The sequence below is a fragment of the Vibrio sp. YT-15 genome, assembly GCF_033337445.1.
GTDB lineage: Bacteria > Pseudomonadota > Gammaproteobacteria > Enterobacterales > Vibrionaceae > Vibrio > Vibrio alginolyticus.
In genome coordinates, this window is sequence record NZ_JAWOQR010000002.1 from 368,961 (window position 1) to 384,249 (window position 15,289).

General features: G+C 44.9%; 12 protein-coding genes. 7 read left to right on the top strand and 5 right to left on the bottom strand.

Going from position 1 to position 15,289, the window contains the following annotated elements; genetic code table 11:
* The first annotated feature begins 183 nt into the window (after positions 1 to 183).
* Entirely contained in the window at positions 184 to 1,416 is a 1,233-nt protein-coding gene (locus R7D93_RS05775) for a CinA family nicotinamide mononucleotide deamidase-related protein (protein ID WP_054577688.1), read from the top strand.
* Positions 1,417 to 1,512: 96 nt separating this feature from the next.
* On the opposite strand, the gene yfaE is transcribed toward R7D93_RS05775, so the two are convergent.
* From yfaE to ubiG, 4 genes are all read right to left on the bottom strand, one after another.
* Positions 1,513 to 1,794, bottom strand: coding sequence for a class I ribonucleotide reductase maintenance protein YfaE (gene yfaE / locus R7D93_RS05780; protein ID WP_005376817.1), 282 nt, complete (start codon positions 1,792 to 1,794; stop codon positions 1,513 to 1,515).
* A complete protein-coding gene (nrdB, locus tag R7D93_RS05785; protein ID WP_005376818.1) occupies positions 1,794 to 2,927 on the bottom strand; it encodes a class Ia ribonucleoside-diphosphate reductase subunit beta in 1,134 nt (377 codons plus the stop codon). Before nrdB ends, yfaE begins: the two co-directional genes overlap by 1 nt.
* 83 nt (positions 2,928 to 3,010) lie before the next feature.
* Entirely contained in the window at positions 3,011 to 5,293 is a 2,283-nt protein-coding gene (nrdA, locus tag R7D93_RS05790; RefSeq protein ID WP_005376819.1) for a class 1a ribonucleoside-diphosphate reductase subunit alpha, read from the bottom strand.
* Positions 5,294 to 5,794: 501 nt separating this feature from the next.
* Entirely contained in the window at positions 5,795 to 6,502 is a 708-nt protein-coding gene (ubiG, locus tag R7D93_RS05795; protein WP_005376820.1) for a bifunctional 2-polyprenyl-6-hydroxyphenol methylase/3-demethylubiquinol 3-O-methyltransferase UbiG, read from the bottom strand.
* 476 nt (positions 6,503 to 6,978) lie between these two features.
* Here ubiG and gyrA point away from each other — a divergent pair, with 476 nt between their 5' ends.
* From gyrA to R7D93_RS05810, 3 genes are all read left to right on the top strand, one after another.
* A complete protein-coding gene (gene gyrA, locus R7D93_RS05800; protein ID WP_225495385.1) occupies positions 6,979 to 9,699 on the top strand; it encodes a DNA topoisomerase (ATP-hydrolyzing) subunit A in 2,721 nt (906 codons plus the stop codon).
* A gap of 123 nt (positions 9,700 to 9,822) precedes the next feature.
* A complete protein-coding gene (locus R7D93_RS05805) occupies positions 9,823 to 10,446 on the top strand; it encodes a tetratricopeptide repeat protein (protein WP_165401636.1) in 624 nt (207 codons plus the stop codon).
* Positions 10,447 to 10,488: 42 nt separating this feature from the next.
* Positions 10,489 to 11,043: a hypothetical protein gene (locus tag R7D93_RS05810; RefSeq protein WP_213868127.1), complete on the top strand. Its 555-nt coding sequence runs from the start codon at positions 10,489 to 10,491 to the stop codon at positions 11,041 to 11,043.
* A 105-nt stretch (positions 11,044 to 11,148) separates the two neighbouring features.
* Here R7D93_RS05810 and nrfA read toward each other — a convergent pair whose 3' ends face one another.
* Positions 11,149 to 12,576: an ammonia-forming nitrite reductase cytochrome c552 subunit gene (gene nrfA, locus R7D93_RS05815; RefSeq protein ID WP_158156655.1), complete on the bottom strand. Its 1,428-nt coding sequence runs from the start codon at positions 12,574 to 12,576 to the stop codon at positions 11,149 to 11,151.
* A gap of 449 nt (positions 12,577 to 13,025) precedes the next feature.
* Here nrfA and nrfB point away from each other — a divergent pair, with 449 nt between their 5' ends.
* Genes nrfB through nrfD form a run of 3 tightly spaced genes read left to right on the top strand, consistent with a single transcriptional unit; the run spans position 13,026 to position 15,284 of the window.
* Positions 13,026 to 13,628, top strand: coding sequence for a cytochrome c nitrite reductase pentaheme subunit (gene nrfB / locus R7D93_RS05820; protein WP_225495384.1), 603 nt, complete (start codon positions 13,026 to 13,028; stop codon positions 13,626 to 13,628).
* Position 13,629: 1 nt separating this feature from the next.
* The gene (nrfC, locus tag R7D93_RS05825) at positions 13,630 to 14,316 is read left to right on the top strand and encodes a cytochrome c nitrite reductase Fe-S protein (protein WP_017636123.1); all 687 of its coding nucleotides are present in this window, start codon (positions 13,630 to 13,632) and stop codon (positions 14,314 to 14,316) included.
* On the top strand, positions 14,313 to 15,284 hold the full coding sequence (gene nrfD / locus R7D93_RS05830) for a cytochrome c nitrite reductase subunit NrfD (RefSeq protein ID WP_213963904.1): 972 nt from the start codon (positions 14,313 to 14,315) through the stop codon (positions 15,282 to 15,284). The genes nrfC and nrfD overlap by 4 nt, the downstream gene beginning before the upstream one ends.
* The last annotated feature ends 5 nt before the right edge of the window (positions 15,285 to 15,289 follow it).

The following is a 15,289-nucleotide window of genomic DNA, read 5'->3' on the forward strand; positions in this document are numbered from 1 at the left end:
TTGACACAAAGGTCTCCGAGTTAATGGTGTATGTTCGGGCTCGTAATTATCCCTCAAAACATCAATCATTTAAACACTTGACCCTTATTTAGTCCCAACAAACCTCGGCGAGATTTGTCCAAATAAAAAGAAAAATAAGCGCTATAACGAAAATAGGATTGTGCTTACGTTCAGGAGTCAGTTGTGAAAATAGCAATGCTTAGTACTGGTGAGGAAGTCCTCCACGGTGATATTGTTGATACTAATGCGGCATGGTTGTCTAGCCTGTTTTATCAACATGGATTTGGCTTAACAAAGCGCTCAACGGTTGGTGATAGCCTATCGAGTTTGGTTGAAGAGTTTTTAATGCTCAGCTTTAACAACGATGTGGTTATTGTTAATGGTGGTTTAGGCCCTACAACGGATGACATGAGTGCCGCCGCCGCCGCGAGAGCCGCCGATTGTAAACTGGTGCTATTCAAAGAGTGGTTGCAGCATCTAGAAAGTTTGTATGCTCGACGTGGCATCCCTATGCCGGACAGTAATTTAAAGCAAGCGATGCTGCCAGAAACAGCAGAGATATTGGACAACCCGATAGGCACTGCTTGCGGTTTCAAAATGCTGATTAATGATGCCATTTTTTATTTCACACCGGGGGTACCAAGTGAATTTAAGCTCATGGCAGAGACGCAAATTCTTCCCGATCTGAGAAGAGTGTTTCCAGATGTGCAAGGTTCATGTTGTAGCCGAATCTACACGTTTGGTCTGTCTGAATCCGGTATTTCAGATAAGCTAGATCAGCTAAAACTTCCTCAAGGCTATGAGCTAGGGTATCGCTCTTACTTGCCTTTTATTGAAGTGAAACTTTTTGGTCCTTCAGATCAGCTTGAACAGCGTTTGAAACTCGTACAGATAATTAATAAACACCTTGAGAGTAATACCGTTAGTATTGATTTACCTATGGTTGAAAATGTCGGCCAGTTGTTGGTCGATAAAGGACTAACAGTGTCGACCTCCGAAAAAAGTAGCGGAGGATACTTAACGTACTGGCTAAACGGTGATGAAAACGCTGAAAAGCAACTAGGGCATGGTTGGATACTACCGAGCCTGACTCAAGCGATGGCCAACAGCGGAGATCCATTAGCAGAGACGTTTGCTCTGGCTGGCGCTACGCGAGAGAAGTGTGGGACGGATTTATCACTCGTTACTGGCCATATTGAAGAGGGTGTTTTTTCCGTCGCTTTATCGACACCGTCAGGCGAGTGGGGAGCATTATATAAACTCTCGAAAAAGTATCAGCGCAATGATCAAGTTAAAGTGATCAGCACGGCAGCACTAGACTTGTTGCGTCGCTACCTAGAACGTAAACCGATGTTTGCGCATTATGCATTTTTAGAGAAAGTTAAAGAGATGCACCTCCCGAGCAGTGCTTTATAACCAAAGCTCTATACAGTAGTCTGAGAGACAAAACACAGAGACAAAAAAGCCAAGGTGATTACCTTGGCTTTTGCATTTTATACCGTCGAGTCAACGTTATGCGCGCTGCTTTTCTTTCATCGCGTAGTTAACGCCGCTAAGTGACAAATCTGATTTTGCTTTACAGATACAAGGTAATATTTCATCACTTTGTGTGTAAGCCATGGCAAAACCAACATACTCCACTTCACCAGACTCCAATTTGCAGCGACAGGCGCCGCAGTGCCCATCACGGCAGTTGTATTCTGGTAATAGGCCAGCTTGCTCCATTGTTTCCAAAATCGTATTGGAAGGGTTGGATTCAATGCTGATCAGTTTGTTGATTTTGAGTGTTGCCATTACAGCTCGAATCCTTCGAAGTCATCTGCGCGAACTTCATTGTCAATTTGACCCACAAGGTAAGAAGAGATTTCTGCTTCTTGAGGCGCAACTTGAACGTTATCTGAAGACAACCAAGCGTTAATCCATGGAATTGGGTTAGTTGTTGCTTCTGGATACGCTGCTGGTAGACCTACCGCTTGCATACGAATATTTGTGATGTATTCAACGTATTGGCTTAGGATATCTTTGTTTAGACCGATCATAGAGCCATCTTTGAATAGATACTCTGCCCACTCTTTTTCTTGCTCAGCCGCTTCTTTGAATAGGTCAAAACAGTCCTGTTTTGCCTCTTCTGCGATTTGCATGAAAGTGAAGTCATCTTGACCGTTACGTAGCAGGTTGATCATGTGCTGCGTGCCGTTTAAGTGAAGTGCTTCGTCACGAGCGATCAGCTTGATGATTTTCGCGTTACCTTCCATTAGTTCGCGTTCTGCGAAAGCGAAAGAGCATGCGAAACTTACGTAAAAACGAATAGCTTCTAATGCGTTAACAGACATCAGACAGATGTACAGCTTCTTCTTAAGATCGTACAGACTAACCTTAACCGTTTCACCGTTAAGGACATGCTCACCTTCACCGTAGCGATGGTAATCATTCGTCGCTTGAATCAAATCGTCGTAGTAGTGCGCGATGTCTTTTGCACGCTTCAGAATGTGCTCGTTCTCAACGATATCATCAAACACCACCGCAGGGTCGTTCACGATGTTACGAATAATGTGTGTGTAAGAACGAGAGTGAATCGTTTCAGAGAAAGACCAAGTCTCAATCCAAGTCTCTAGTTCTGGCAGAGACACAAGCGGCAGCAGTGCCACGTTAGGGCTGCGGCCTTGGATAGAGTCAAGAAGCGTTTGGTACTTCAAGTTAGAGATGAAGATGTGCTTCTCGTGATCTGGCAGTTTGTTGTAATCGATACGGTCGCTAGATACGTCTACTTCTTCTGGACGCCAGAAGAAAGAAAGTTGTTTCTCGATAAGTTTTTCGAAAATCTCAAACTTTTGTTGGTCGTAACGTGCAACGTTTACTGATTGACCTAGGAACATTGGTTCCTTCAATTGGTCATTCTTTTTTTGGTTAAAAGTACTGTAAGCCATAATGCCTCAATTCCTTTTAAACCTCCCCGTAAGGGGGAGGTTATCGATAGTCTGTCTTTACGGGTTCGCTAGGTACGGGAAGATTAAATCTTACAACCGCCGCCAGCACAATCGTCATCTTGTGGTTGAACAGCGTCTTTCTGTTCATCTTTCGCGCCATCACGAGTGTTGTGGTAGTAAAGCGTTTTCACACCAAACTTATACGCTGTTAGCAGGTCTTGAAGTAGTTTCTTCATTGGAACCTTGCCAGTCTCGTAACGTGACGGGTCGTAGTTAGTATTAGCAGAGATAGCTTGGTCAACAAACTTCTGCATAATACCCACAAGGTGTAGATAACCGTCGTTCGAACCGATATTCCAAAGCAGTTCATAGCTGTCTTTAAGTTCTGTGAACTCTGGTACAACTTGCTTCAGGATACCGTCTTTCGAAGCTTTTACTGAAACGTAACCACGTGGTGGCTCAATACCGTTAGTTGCGTTTGAAATCTGAGAAGAAGTCTCAGAAGGCATTAGCGCAGTCAGTGTTGAGTTACGTAGGCCGTGCTCCATAATTTCTTTACGTAGGCTGTCCCAGTCGTAGTGCAGCGCTTCGTCACAAATTAGGTCGATATCTTTCTTATACGTATCAATCGGCAGTAAGCCTTTCGCGTAGTTCGTCTCGTCGAATGAAGGACACTTACCTTGTTCTTTCGCCAGTGCTACAGATGCTTTCAATAGGTAGTACTGCATTGCTTCGAACGTACGGTGAGTTAGGCCGTTCGCGCTACCGTCAGAGTATTTCACGCCATTCTTCGCTAAGTAGTAAGCAAAGTTAATCACACCAACACCTAGCGTACGACGGTTCATAGTCGATTTGTATGCCGCTGGTAGAGGGTAATCTTGGTAATCAAGCAGTGCATCTAACGCACGAACAACAAGATCGGATAGCTCTTCGAAATCATCTAGAGACTTGATAGCACCTAAGTTGAATGCAGAAAGCGTACACAGTGCGATCTCGCCTGAGTCGTCTTCAACGTTAGTTAATGGTTTCGTTGGCAGTGCGATTTCTAAACATAGGTTCGACTGACGAACTGGAGCGACTTCAGAATCAAATGGGCTGTGAGTATTACAGTGGTCCACGTTCTGGATGTAGATACGACCCGTTGATGCACGCTCTTGCATTAGCAGAGTGAACATTTCAATCGCTTTAACCGTTTCTTTCTTGATTGAAGGATCGTTCTCGTACTTCACGTATAGACGCTCAAACTCTTCTTGGTTTTCGAAGAATGCGTCGTACAGACCAGGTACATCAGATGGTGAGAATAGCGTAATATTGCCGCCTTCAACTAAACGTTGGTACATCAGTTTGTTTAACTGAACACCGTAGTCCATGTGACGAACACGGTTTTCTTCAACACCACGGTTGTTCTTAAGTACCATTAGTGAGCGTGCTTCACCGTGCCACATTGGGTAGAACACAGTAGCTGCGCCACCACGTACACCACCTTGTGAACAACATTTTACTGCTGTTTGGAAGTACTTGTAGAACGGAATACAACCAGTGTGGAATGCTTCACCACCGCGAATCTCTGAGCCTAATGCACGGATACGACCTGCGTTGATACCAATACCAGCGCGCTGAGATACGTAACGAACAATTGAGCTTGCTGTTGCGTTAATAGAATCAAGACTGTCGCCACACTCGATCAGAACACATGAGCTGAACTGGCGAGTAGGGGTACGCACGCCAGACATAATTGGCGTAGGTAGAGAAATCTTAAATGTCGATGTCGCATCGTAGAAACGTTTGATGTAATCAAGACGCGTCGCTTTTGGATATTTCGCAAATAAGCACGCTGCTACAAGGATGTATAAGAACTGAGCACTTTCGTAAATTTGGCCCGTAACACGGTTCTGTACGAAGTACTTACCCTCTAGCTGCTTAACTGCCGCGTATGAGAAGTTTAGGTCGCGTTTATGGTCGAGGTACGCATCAAGTTCGTCGAGTTCTGCTTTTGTGTAGTCTTCTAGAATATGTTGATCGTACTTACCCATATCGACGAGGCGAGACACGTGATCATAAAGCGTTGGTGGCTCGTATTGGCCATACGCTTTTTTACGCAGATGGAATACCGCTAGGCGAGCAGCTAGGTATTGGTAATCCGGAGTCTCTTCAGAGATCAGGTCTGCCGCAGACTTGATGATTGTCTCGTGAATATCTGTCGTTGTGATGCCGTCGTAAAACTGGATGTGAGCGCGAAGTTCTACTTGAGAAACCGAAACATTATCTAGACCTTCTGCAGCCCAAGTGATAACGCGGTGGATTTTATCCAGATCGATACTTTCTTTACGGCCATCACGCTTGGTGACGGTAAGTTGTTGGTTCATTCTGCTTTATTTCCCTAAGAAAACTGATAAAAGCCGTATTTTTGTTTGTTTCTGTGCAATATGAGTAAAGCTTGCGGCGGCTTTGTGATCAAAGTCTATCTATATATTGTCGCTTAAACACAACATATAGGGGTTCATTTGTTTGCGGGTTACAAGATAGTGCTATTACACTGATTTATCAAGGTACAGTTCGGGGATGACTTGTGGATAACTGACAAAATGAAAAAAATCAGTAAGTGAACACTAACCGATGAGAAAAGGGCAGACTTGAATGGTTAAAAGTACGGTTTCGAGATCGGTTTAGAAATAACCGCATGCAAAAATATTTTCCTTGATCTTTGGCCGTTTTTATCTACGAAAAATGGCTTGGTCAAAATGGAATCTAGAGCACGAATTTTAGCCATAAAAAGACAAAAAAAGCGGCAACTTTGTGCTACCGCTTCCGATTCATTTTCTTTAAAAAATGTCAATCACAAAACACATTTTTTAACGCAACAGCGTTCAGTATTTTTTAGTATGAACGATGTAGTTTACATCTACATTACGACCGAGTTTGTAGCTGTCATTTAGAGGGTTGTAATGAAGCCCAGTAATGCCCATTTCCGTCAGGTCAGTTTGGTCTATCATCTTCATCATTTCGGCTGGCTTGATAAACTTATCGTGCTCATGAGTGCCTTCAGGAACAATCTTAAGAAGCTTCTCAGCACCGACAATAGCAAATAAGTACGACTTAATGTTTCGGTTCAAAGTTGAGAAAAACACGTGACCACCGGGTTTGACTAGCGCAGCACAAGAGCGGATAACGGAGAGAGGATCTGGAACGTGTTCAAGCATCTCCATACAAGTCACGACATCGTAAGTTCCTGCGTTTTCTATAGCGTGGTCTTCTATTGTGCTCTGAATGTAGGTCAGTTGAGTGCCTGTTTCTAATGCATGTAGTCGCGCGACTTCTAATGGTTCTTTACCCATATCAAGCCCCGTCACAATAGCGCCTTCTTTTGCCATGCTTTCAGCAAGAATGCCACCACCACAGCCGACATCAAGTGCTCGCTTGCCAAACAAGCCATTTGCTTTTTCAAGTACATAGTTCAAACGAAGTGGGTTAATTTGATGAAGCGGCTTAAACTCGCCTTCTAAATCCCACCATCGAGAAGCCATGTCCTCGAATTTCTTAATTTCACTTGGGTCGACGTTTTGTGCTTTAGTCATAATTGGTTTTATTGCATTCAATCTGAGTCCTTTAGAGGGCGCCAGTATACTCCAACGTTTTACACCCAAACAACCTCGATGTGCTTAGTTAAGGGACAATGACAGAGTTCACTGGCGCGGCAATCGAGACAGGTGCCATGTAATTTGTAAAGCGCTCGCTATTGTTTTTGGTTCATCCTTGAACTGGTGCCAGTGACAATAACTCTAAAACCTGCATTTTCGCGTTGTGTAGTTAAAGGAATTTACCTCGCTTTTCCGCGTAAAGAGTCCGATTTTGCTCAATATTGACCGAAATATAACCACTAATCAGAAAGATATGGGATTAGTGTGCAAATTCTCGACATTTGATTCATAACCAAGCTCACAACCTGATAAAAGGAGAGGGAAAGTGATGCCGAAGTGATGAATTGTGTGTTATATTTTTGCACCTTACACGTATCGTAATTACGATCAGATAATAGAGGGATAATGGCTCTATGAGCGATTTAGCTAAAGAGATCACGCCCGTAAACATTGAAGATGAGCTTAGAGGTTCATACCTAGACTATGCGATGTCAGTCATCGTGGGTCGTGCTCTTCCAGATGTGCGTGATGGCCTAAAACCAGTACACCGCCGCGTTTTATTCGCGATGAACGTACTAGGCAACGATTGGAACAAACCATATAAAAAATCAGCCCGTGTTGTCGGCGACGTAATCGGTAAATATCACCCACATGGTGATATTGCTGTGTACGACACAATCGTACGTATGGCTCAGCCGTTCTCGCTTCGTTACATGCTGGTCGATGGTCAAGGTAACTTTGGCTCGATCGATGGCGACTCTGCTGCGGCAATGCGTTACACCGAAGTTCGAATGGCAAAAATTGCCCATGAACTATTGGCTGACCTAGATAAAGAAACCGTAGACTACGTACCAAACTACGACGGTACTGAGCAGATCCCAGCGGTTCTTCCAACTAAAATTCCAAACCTATTGGTTAACGGTGCTTCTGGTATCGCAGTAGGTATGGCAACCAACATCCCGCCTCATAACCTTGGCGAAGTGATTGATGGCTGTCTTGCATACATCAATAATGAAGAAATCACTATTGATGAACTAATGGATTACATTCCTGGTCCTGATTTCCCAACGGCGGCGCTTATCAGCGGTCGTAAAGGCATTGTAGACGCGTACAAAACAGGTCGTGGCAAAATCTACATGCGTTCGAAAGCGGACATCGAAGTGGAGAAGAATGGTAAAGAGACCATTATCGTCACTGAAATTCCTTACCAGGTGAACAAAGCTCGCTTGATCGAAAAGATCGCTGAGCTAGTTAAAGATAAGAAAGTAGAAGGTATCAGTGCACTGCGCGACGAGTCAGATAAAGACGGTATGCGCATTGTTATTGAGTGTAAGCGCGATGCTGTGGGCGAAGTAGTTCTAAACAATCTTTACGCTCAGACTCAGCTGCAAACCACTTTCGGTATCAATATGGTGGCTCTAAACAATGGCCAGCCACAGCTATTCAACCTAAAAGATATGTTGAAGTGCTTCGTTGATCACCGTCGTGAAGTTGTGACACGTCGTACTATCTTCGAACTGCGTAAAGCTCGTGAACGTGCTCATATCCTTGAAGGTTTAGCTCTAGCGCTTGCTAACATTGATGAAATCATTGAGCTTATCCGTAAGGCACCTACACCGGCTGAAGCAAAAGCGGGTCTTATCGCTCGTGGTTGGGATTTAGGCAACGTTTCAGCAATGCTAGAGCGTGCTGGTACAGATGCTGCGCGCCCTGAATGGCTAGAGCCTGAATACGGTATTCGTGATGGTCAGTACTTCCTGACTGAGCAACAAGCACAAGCTATCCTAGATCTACGTTTACATAAACTAACAGGTCTAGAACACGAGAAGATTCTTGGCGAATACAAAACACTTCTAGAAGAAATCGCTGAACTCATGCATATCCTTGCGAGCACTGAGCGTTTGATGGAAGTTATCCGTGAGGAACTTGAAGCGGTTCGTGACGGCTTTGGTGACGCTCGTCGTACAGAAATCACAGCTGCGAGCCATGATATTGACATGGAAGAGCTGATCGCACGTGAAGACGTTGTAGTTACTCTATCTCACGGTGGTTACGTTAAGTACCAAGTACTGAGCGACTACGAGTCACAGCGCCGTGGTGGTAAAGGTAAGAGTGCGACTAAGATGAAAGATGAAGACCATATCGAGCGTCTTCTAGTGGCGAATACCCACGATAACATCTTGTGTTTCTCTACTCGTGGTAAGACATACCGCCTGAAAGTTTACCAATTGCCTCTAGCGAGCCGTACTGCGCGTGGTAAGCCAATCGTAAACATCCTTCCACTCGAAGAAGGTGAGCGCATTACCGCGATTCTACGTGTTGATGAATTCTCTGAAGACAAATTCATCTTCATGGCAACAGGTGACGGTACGGTTAAGAAAACGCCGTTGAACCAGTTTGCAAACGTACGTTCAAACGGCCTAATCGCTGTGAACCTACGTGAAGACGATTCGTTAATCGGTGTAGATATCACTAACGGCGAAAACGAAATCATGCTGTTCTCTAAAGCGGGTAAAGTGGTTCGCTTTAAAGAAGCAGAAGAAATTCCAGTACTTGATGAAAATGGTAAACCAGTTCTTGATGAGAATGGTCAGCCAGAGATCAAGTTTAAAGGTGTTCGTCCTATGGGGCGTACCGCCTCTGGTGTTCGTGGTATGAAACTGGCTGAAAATGACCAAGTTGTATCACTTATTGTTCCTTCGCACGAAGGCGACATCCTAACGGTTACAGAAAACGGTTATGGTAAACGCACAGCACTTAGCGAGTACCCGACAAAAGGTCGTGGCACTCAAGGTGTAGTTTCTATCAAAGTTTCTGAGCGAAATGGCCCGGTAGTTGGTGCTATCCAGGTTGTTGAAGGTGATGAAATGATGATGATCACCGACGCTGGCACGTTAGTACGTACTCGTGTGGGTGAAGTTAGCCAGGTTGGTCGTAACACACAAGGTGTAACGCTTATCCGTACTGCGGAAGATGAATCAGTTGTTGGTTTGCAACGTATTGAAGAAGTTGATGATGAAGAGCTGCCTGCTGATGAAGATGCAGAAGCGTTAGAGTCAACAGACGAAAATACGCAGCAAGACGCTTCAGAAGCTCCAGCTGCTGATGATGCAGAGGAAGGTAACGAAGAGTAATCTTACATCGTTATCCTGATATGAAAAGCCGAGCCTTAGTTGCTCGGCTTTTTTGTATCTGTATCAACGCATTTAAAGTAAGAAATGCGTACACTGACGTTATCTTTGTTTACAGGACGTGTTATGTCTGTTTGGTTTTTCGCTGCCATCACTCTGATGGGGCTGTTTATCGTACTCTTATCACTGAGTGCATCAAAAGTTAAACCTGCTCAATGGTTTGGCTTTTGCCTGTTAGTACTTGTCGTGACGAGTGCCAGTTTCTTATTGCTGCATCAAACTCCGCCTAAACCAATACAAGCGGAAATGTCACGAATGATGACTGCTCGTGACATCATGAAAGAGATTCAAGACCAGTTGCGTGAAGATCCGAACAACGCTGAATTGTGGTTCCAACTCGGGCAGGGCTACCTGCTAGAGGGGGAATTTGATGGCGCGCTGATTTGTTTTGATTACGCGATCCAGCTGACTGAGCCAGTCAGTGCCACGCAACTTGCCGCAAAAGCGACGACCTTGTACTACATTCACCAGCAATCAATGACGCAAGAAGTTAGCTTGCTTTTGGAGCAAGCTTTGCAGATAGAACCGCACAATGAAGCCGCTTTGTCTTTGATCGCAAATGATCATTTTCTGTCATTCCGATTTCAGGAAGCGATTGATGCCTGGGTACTATTATTAGATTCTGATGATCCAAATTTAGATAGGGTGCAAATCATTAACTCTATTAACAAAGCAAAAGAGCTGTTGTAAGCGTACAATTTAACAAGCAATAGAGGGAAAGGTGGGCAACGAATGAAAAATAAAGCACTAAGCATATTGGTTTTGCTGTGCGGCTCTGTGCTGGCGGGTTGTAGCTCTTCCGATCATTCTGGCTCTTCCTCTACGGTTTATTATTCATCGGGTTACTACGACCCGTGGTGGTACGATCATGACGACTACTGGATTTATTACTATCCGGGCTGTTGCGATAACGACGATGAATACAAAGAGAAACTGGAAGAGTGGTGGAATGGTTTAGATGAAGACCAACAGCAATCCATCAAAGACAAAGTCGAAGATTGGAAAGACGATGATATGTCCGCCAATATCGATAACATGAAACGCCAACTCGACGATCATTGGCAATCACTGCCAGACGAGCAAAAGCAAGAGATTCAAACCAAGTGGGAGAATCGTCCGGAGCGTATTGAGCCAGCGGCTTTACAAGACAAAGCGGTAAAAGAAAAGGTTCAACAAAGAAAAGCACTGCCGGAAACGAAGATCCAGCGCCCAGTTGCTCGCCCAAATGTGCAGATGCCTAAAGCACGTCCAAATATTCAACCTAGACCTAGACTTCCTCGTCGCTAGTACATTCGATTTTTACTCTCGATAAAATCGAGGATGAAGAAATAAAGAAAAGGGGCGTTCAGTACGCCCCTTGTTGTATATATAGATTAACCTCTGCCAGTTAGACTAATACGTGGCTTCACGCTCAGCCGCTGCTTTATCCCATTCTGGTGCCACCGTTTCTAGGAAGTGTTTCTTATCTGCGTTCATCTTTTCCATATCCATGCCCAGTGCTTGTTGTGCTTTCGCTTTGGTCGAGATATCTGGAATTTGAACAGGATCAGTAATGCCTTTGGTTGCCAGTAAACGAACCAATTTGGTACGGGCGTCAGCAGCGCGATCAACTGCAGTACCTAGTACTTCAAGTGCTATCTCAGGAGCATGCATGTGGACACCGTGAGAAGCAATCGCGTAGTCCCAACGCCATTGTGCATGGCGAATATCTTGTAGGATAGGTTCCATCTCTGCTTCTGTTGCACCTGCTTTCCACGCTGCGCCTGCTTCAAAGTGTGCCGCTACGATTTGCTTCTCGGCGGTTAGCTTCATGTTCAGTACTTGCGCTTTGCGAGTCGAGACGATGCCTTGTAGCTGCTCTTTAGTTTGGGTATGGCATTGCGCACAGGTGTCTTCAAAACGATCAAATGGGTTACCCACTTTGTGGTCTGTGTACACCGTACCGTCTTCTTTGGTCACTTTAGGCATGTGGCAGTCCACACACACCACTTTGTTTTTACCATGAATACCCGCTCTCCAAGTTTCGAAACCCGGGTGTTGTGCTTTTAGCATCGGCGCTTTAGATACGGCATGCGTCCAATCTTTGAAATTCAACGCGTCGTAGTATTTCTCCATGTCATTAACGGTGGTGCCCATATCCCATGGGAATTTAACCGCTTTAGTTGGGCCGGTGAAGTAGTATTCAACGTGACATTGAGCGCAGACCGATGCTTGCTTATCTAGGCGAGACTGTTCATCAAAGTTTTTACCAATAGTATCAAAAGCACGCTCGACGTATGGGCGAGTCAGTGCTAGCGCAGGTTCGCCTTTCTTGAAGGCTTCAGAGCCTGTGTTGTGGCAATCGGAACAACCGATAGGGTTGACGATTTCTGAGCCTAAGCGTGCCCATTTACCTTCGAAATAACCATCTTCACCACGTTCATCAATCACGCGAGCAACGTCTGGGCTTTTACAGCTCCAGCACGCCATCGGCATAGGCCCGGACTTCTCGTCGGTTGGTGCGCCGGTACGTAAGGTTTGGCGAACATCATCAAGTGCGTAAAAGTGACCGCGCGCTTTGTTGTAGTCTTTCGCGAAGCCATAACCTGCCCACAGGATAACCATGTTTGGGTCTTCACTTAGAGCATCTTCAATGTGCTCACTTTCGGATGTTGCTTTCCAAGAATGGTATTGATCAGGGTGGTTCTGTTCAAAGACATCGTTACGAGGATCGATAAAATCCTTCTCTTCTGCCGCTAACGGAGCGTCAACCAAAAATAATTGGCTGGCGAATAAGGTCGCAACCGCAATAGGTGCGCTCATCCAGTGTTTTATGCTCACAGTGTTATCTCCATATTCGTTTTTATTAGCAGCGTTGTGAGGAGCTATTCCAAATAAGAACTGGAGATCTACGATTAATAATATTGCTTAATTGGATAGATGAAATAGTGAGTGAATCTTGTCTTGTTTTAGATCAATTTACACCAGTGATCTCAGTCATGTTTGAATTCATATACCTCCAAAGTGGTAGTTGTTAAGTCATTGTTCTGCAATGCTTTGGGTTTTTAACCTTTTTAAAATAGGGTGATTTAGTTCGCTTTTTGAGCAGGCGTTTCTACCCCTTATGAATAATAGAGGTATTATAAATATAGGTTTAGCGTTGTGGCTTTCCGAGATAAGAATTGATGTCATTTGAAGATCTAAAAAATATCTTCAGAGGAAATTAATTGTCGCTCAAATAAATAATTGAGAATAGTTATCAATTATTATCGAGCTAAGGAAAGAACAATATGGGCAATATAAAATTGACCATAGAGACAATGCTGAAACTTCTCTTCGTCTTTGCCATCTATGGTTTCTCCATCGCCGCCCATGCGACTTCTTCAGAGCCGATTGAAGGTGCTCAAGCTGAGCGTCATCAAGTCGAGTTGATCCGTGACCGTGACTACAAGTGTCTGCAATGTCATAAGGATGCAAAAGAGACTCTGAACCTTTCGCATGACCCGCAAGCTCTACTCAGCCAAGGGAAGCAACTTAATTGCACCAATTGCCATAGCAACATTGGTCCCGACCATCGTGAGAGCGCGCCTGATGTGATTAAGTTTTCTGCCGCGCAATCGAAAGAGGTACACGACAAAGTGTTCCTTGATCCAAGCATGATTCTTAAAGCCAACAGCCAATGTGTGGATTGCCACGCACCGACACAGCTGAGAGAAAGCCACTGGACGCACGATGTGCACGCCAAAAACCTCACTTGTTCAAATTGCCACGATGTACACGCAGCGAAAACCAAAGCGTTGTCGTACGACAGAAAACAACTGATCAAGCAGTGTGTGGATTGTCACTCTGAATTTGCCGTCGAACCTGAACTTGCCAAAGAAGAGGAGAGATAGCATGAAATGTTCGAGAAGAAACTTTTTAGCCGGCAGCGGCGCGTTGATTTTAACTACAGGCGTTGCAGGCACTTCCGTTGTTAGCTCCTCTCTCTATGCCAGCAACAGTGAACAAGCGAAACGCATGGGTATGGTTCATGATGAAAATGCCTGTATTGGCTGTACCGCTTGTACCGATGCTTGTCGCGAAGTAAATAAAGTCCCTGAAGGCGTAACGCGACTTAAAATTCATCGCAGTGAACCGATTGGCGAATTTCCAGATGTGGAATACCAGTTTACTCGCGAATCCTGTCAGCACTGTGATAACCCACCATGTGTGTACGTTTGTCCAACAGGCGCTGCATACAAAGATGAAGCGACCGGCATCGTGGATGTGCACAAAGAGAAATGTGTCGGATGTGGTTATTGCCTTGCCGCTTGCCCTTACCAAGTGCGCTTCTTTAATCCAGTCGATCACTCTGCGGATAAATGTAACTTCTGCCGTGATACCAACCTAGCGCAAGGTAAGCAGCCAGCTTGCGTGGAATCTTGCCCAACAAAAGCACTCATCTTTGGTGATTTGAATGACCCAACTAGCGAGGTGAGCAAAGCTATCGAAAGCCATGTTGTCTATCGCGATAAATCGCATTTAGGTACGCAACCTAAACTGTACAAAATTCCGCATAGCAAAGGGGAGGTGTCATCATGAACGGCTTCGAAAGTGCATTCCACTTTGACTCGTTAGTCTGGGATTGGATCATCGCGATTTACTTATTCCTTGCTGGGATGTCAGCGGGTGCGGTGATGATTTCAATCTATTTAAAACGCAAAGTGATTGAAGGTGATCCCGCAAAAAACGGCATCATGAAAGCGATGGCTTGGCTCGCACCATTTGGCATCATTGCTGGGTTGGCAATTTTGATTTTCCATTTAACCAAGCCTTTAGAGTTTTGGAAGATCATGATCTACTACAACCCAACGTCTGTGATGTCGATGGGCGTGATCTTGTTCCAAGTGTACATGATCGTGTTGTTTGTTTGGATTGGCGTTATCTTCCGCCATCAAATCATCAGCTTCTGTGAAGGGAAGTTACCAAGCAAACTGCTGGATTTTGCCGATGGCATTTTGATTAAGGCGGGGAAAGCCAACAACGCCATTGAATTGTTCTTGGGCTTCTTAGCCATCGTACTTGCAGCGTACACTGGCTTTCTATTGTCTGCGTTGAAGACTTATCCAATGCTAAACAATCCAGTACTGCCAATCTTGTTCCTGTTCTCTAGTTTGTCCTCGGGCGCAGCGGCATGCTTGATGTTCGGCATCTTGGTGTTTAAAGAGTCGACCAGCAGCCCAAGTGTATCTTGGGTGCACGGATTTGAACGCCCAGTAGTGTTGTTTGAGTTGTTTGTCTTAGTGACCTTCTTTACTGGATTGATCTTCAGCGGTGGTCAGAACGAAGTCGCGGCTTGGAATGCAATTTCGAGTGGATTCTGGGCTCAATGGTTCTGGGTTGGGGTAGTGTTCATCGGCATGATTACGCCTTTGACTCTCAATTGGTTGACGCCTTCTGAAGTGCGCCACAAAGGCAGTTACGTTTTTGTGGTCACGACGTTGAGCTTGGTTGGCGTACTTATGCTGCGTACTTTCATTCTCTATGCCGGTCAAATGACCGTAGTGTAAGGGGG

Coding starts and splice junctions, on each gene's coding strand:
- yfaE (WP_005376817.1), bottom strand. CDS start 1,794: ATGGCAACACTCAAAATCAACAAACTGATCAGCATTGAATCCAACCCT.
- nrdB (WP_005376818.1), bottom strand. CDS start 2,927: ATGGCTTACAGTACTTTTAACCAAAAAAAGAATGACCAATTGAAGGAA.
- nrdA (WP_005376819.1), bottom strand. CDS start 5,293: ATGAACCAACAACTTACCGTCACCAAGCGTGATGGCCGTAAAGAAAGT.
- ubiG (WP_005376820.1), bottom strand. CDS start 6,502: ATGACTAAAGCACAAAACGTCGACCCAAGTGAAATTAAGAAATTCGAG.
- gyrA (WP_225495385.1), top strand. CDS start 6,979: ATGAGCGATTTAGCTAAAGAGATCACGCCCGTAAACATTGAAGATGAG.
- R7D93_RS05805 (WP_165401636.1), top strand. CDS start 9,823: ATGTCTGTTTGGTTTTTCGCTGCCATCACTCTGATGGGGCTGTTTATC.
- R7D93_RS05810 (WP_213868127.1), top strand. CDS start 10,489: ATGAAAAATAAAGCACTAAGCATATTGGTTTTGCTGTGCGGCTCTGTG.
- nrfB (WP_225495384.1), top strand. CDS start 13,026: ATGGGCAATATAAAATTGACCATAGAGACAATGCTGAAACTTCTCTTC.
- nrfC (WP_017636123.1), top strand. CDS start 13,630: ATGAAATGTTCGAGAAGAAACTTTTTAGCCGGCAGCGGCGCGTTGATT.
- nrfD (WP_213963904.1), top strand. CDS start 14,313: ATGAACGGCTTCGAAAGTGCATTCCACTTTGACTCGTTAGTCTGGGAT.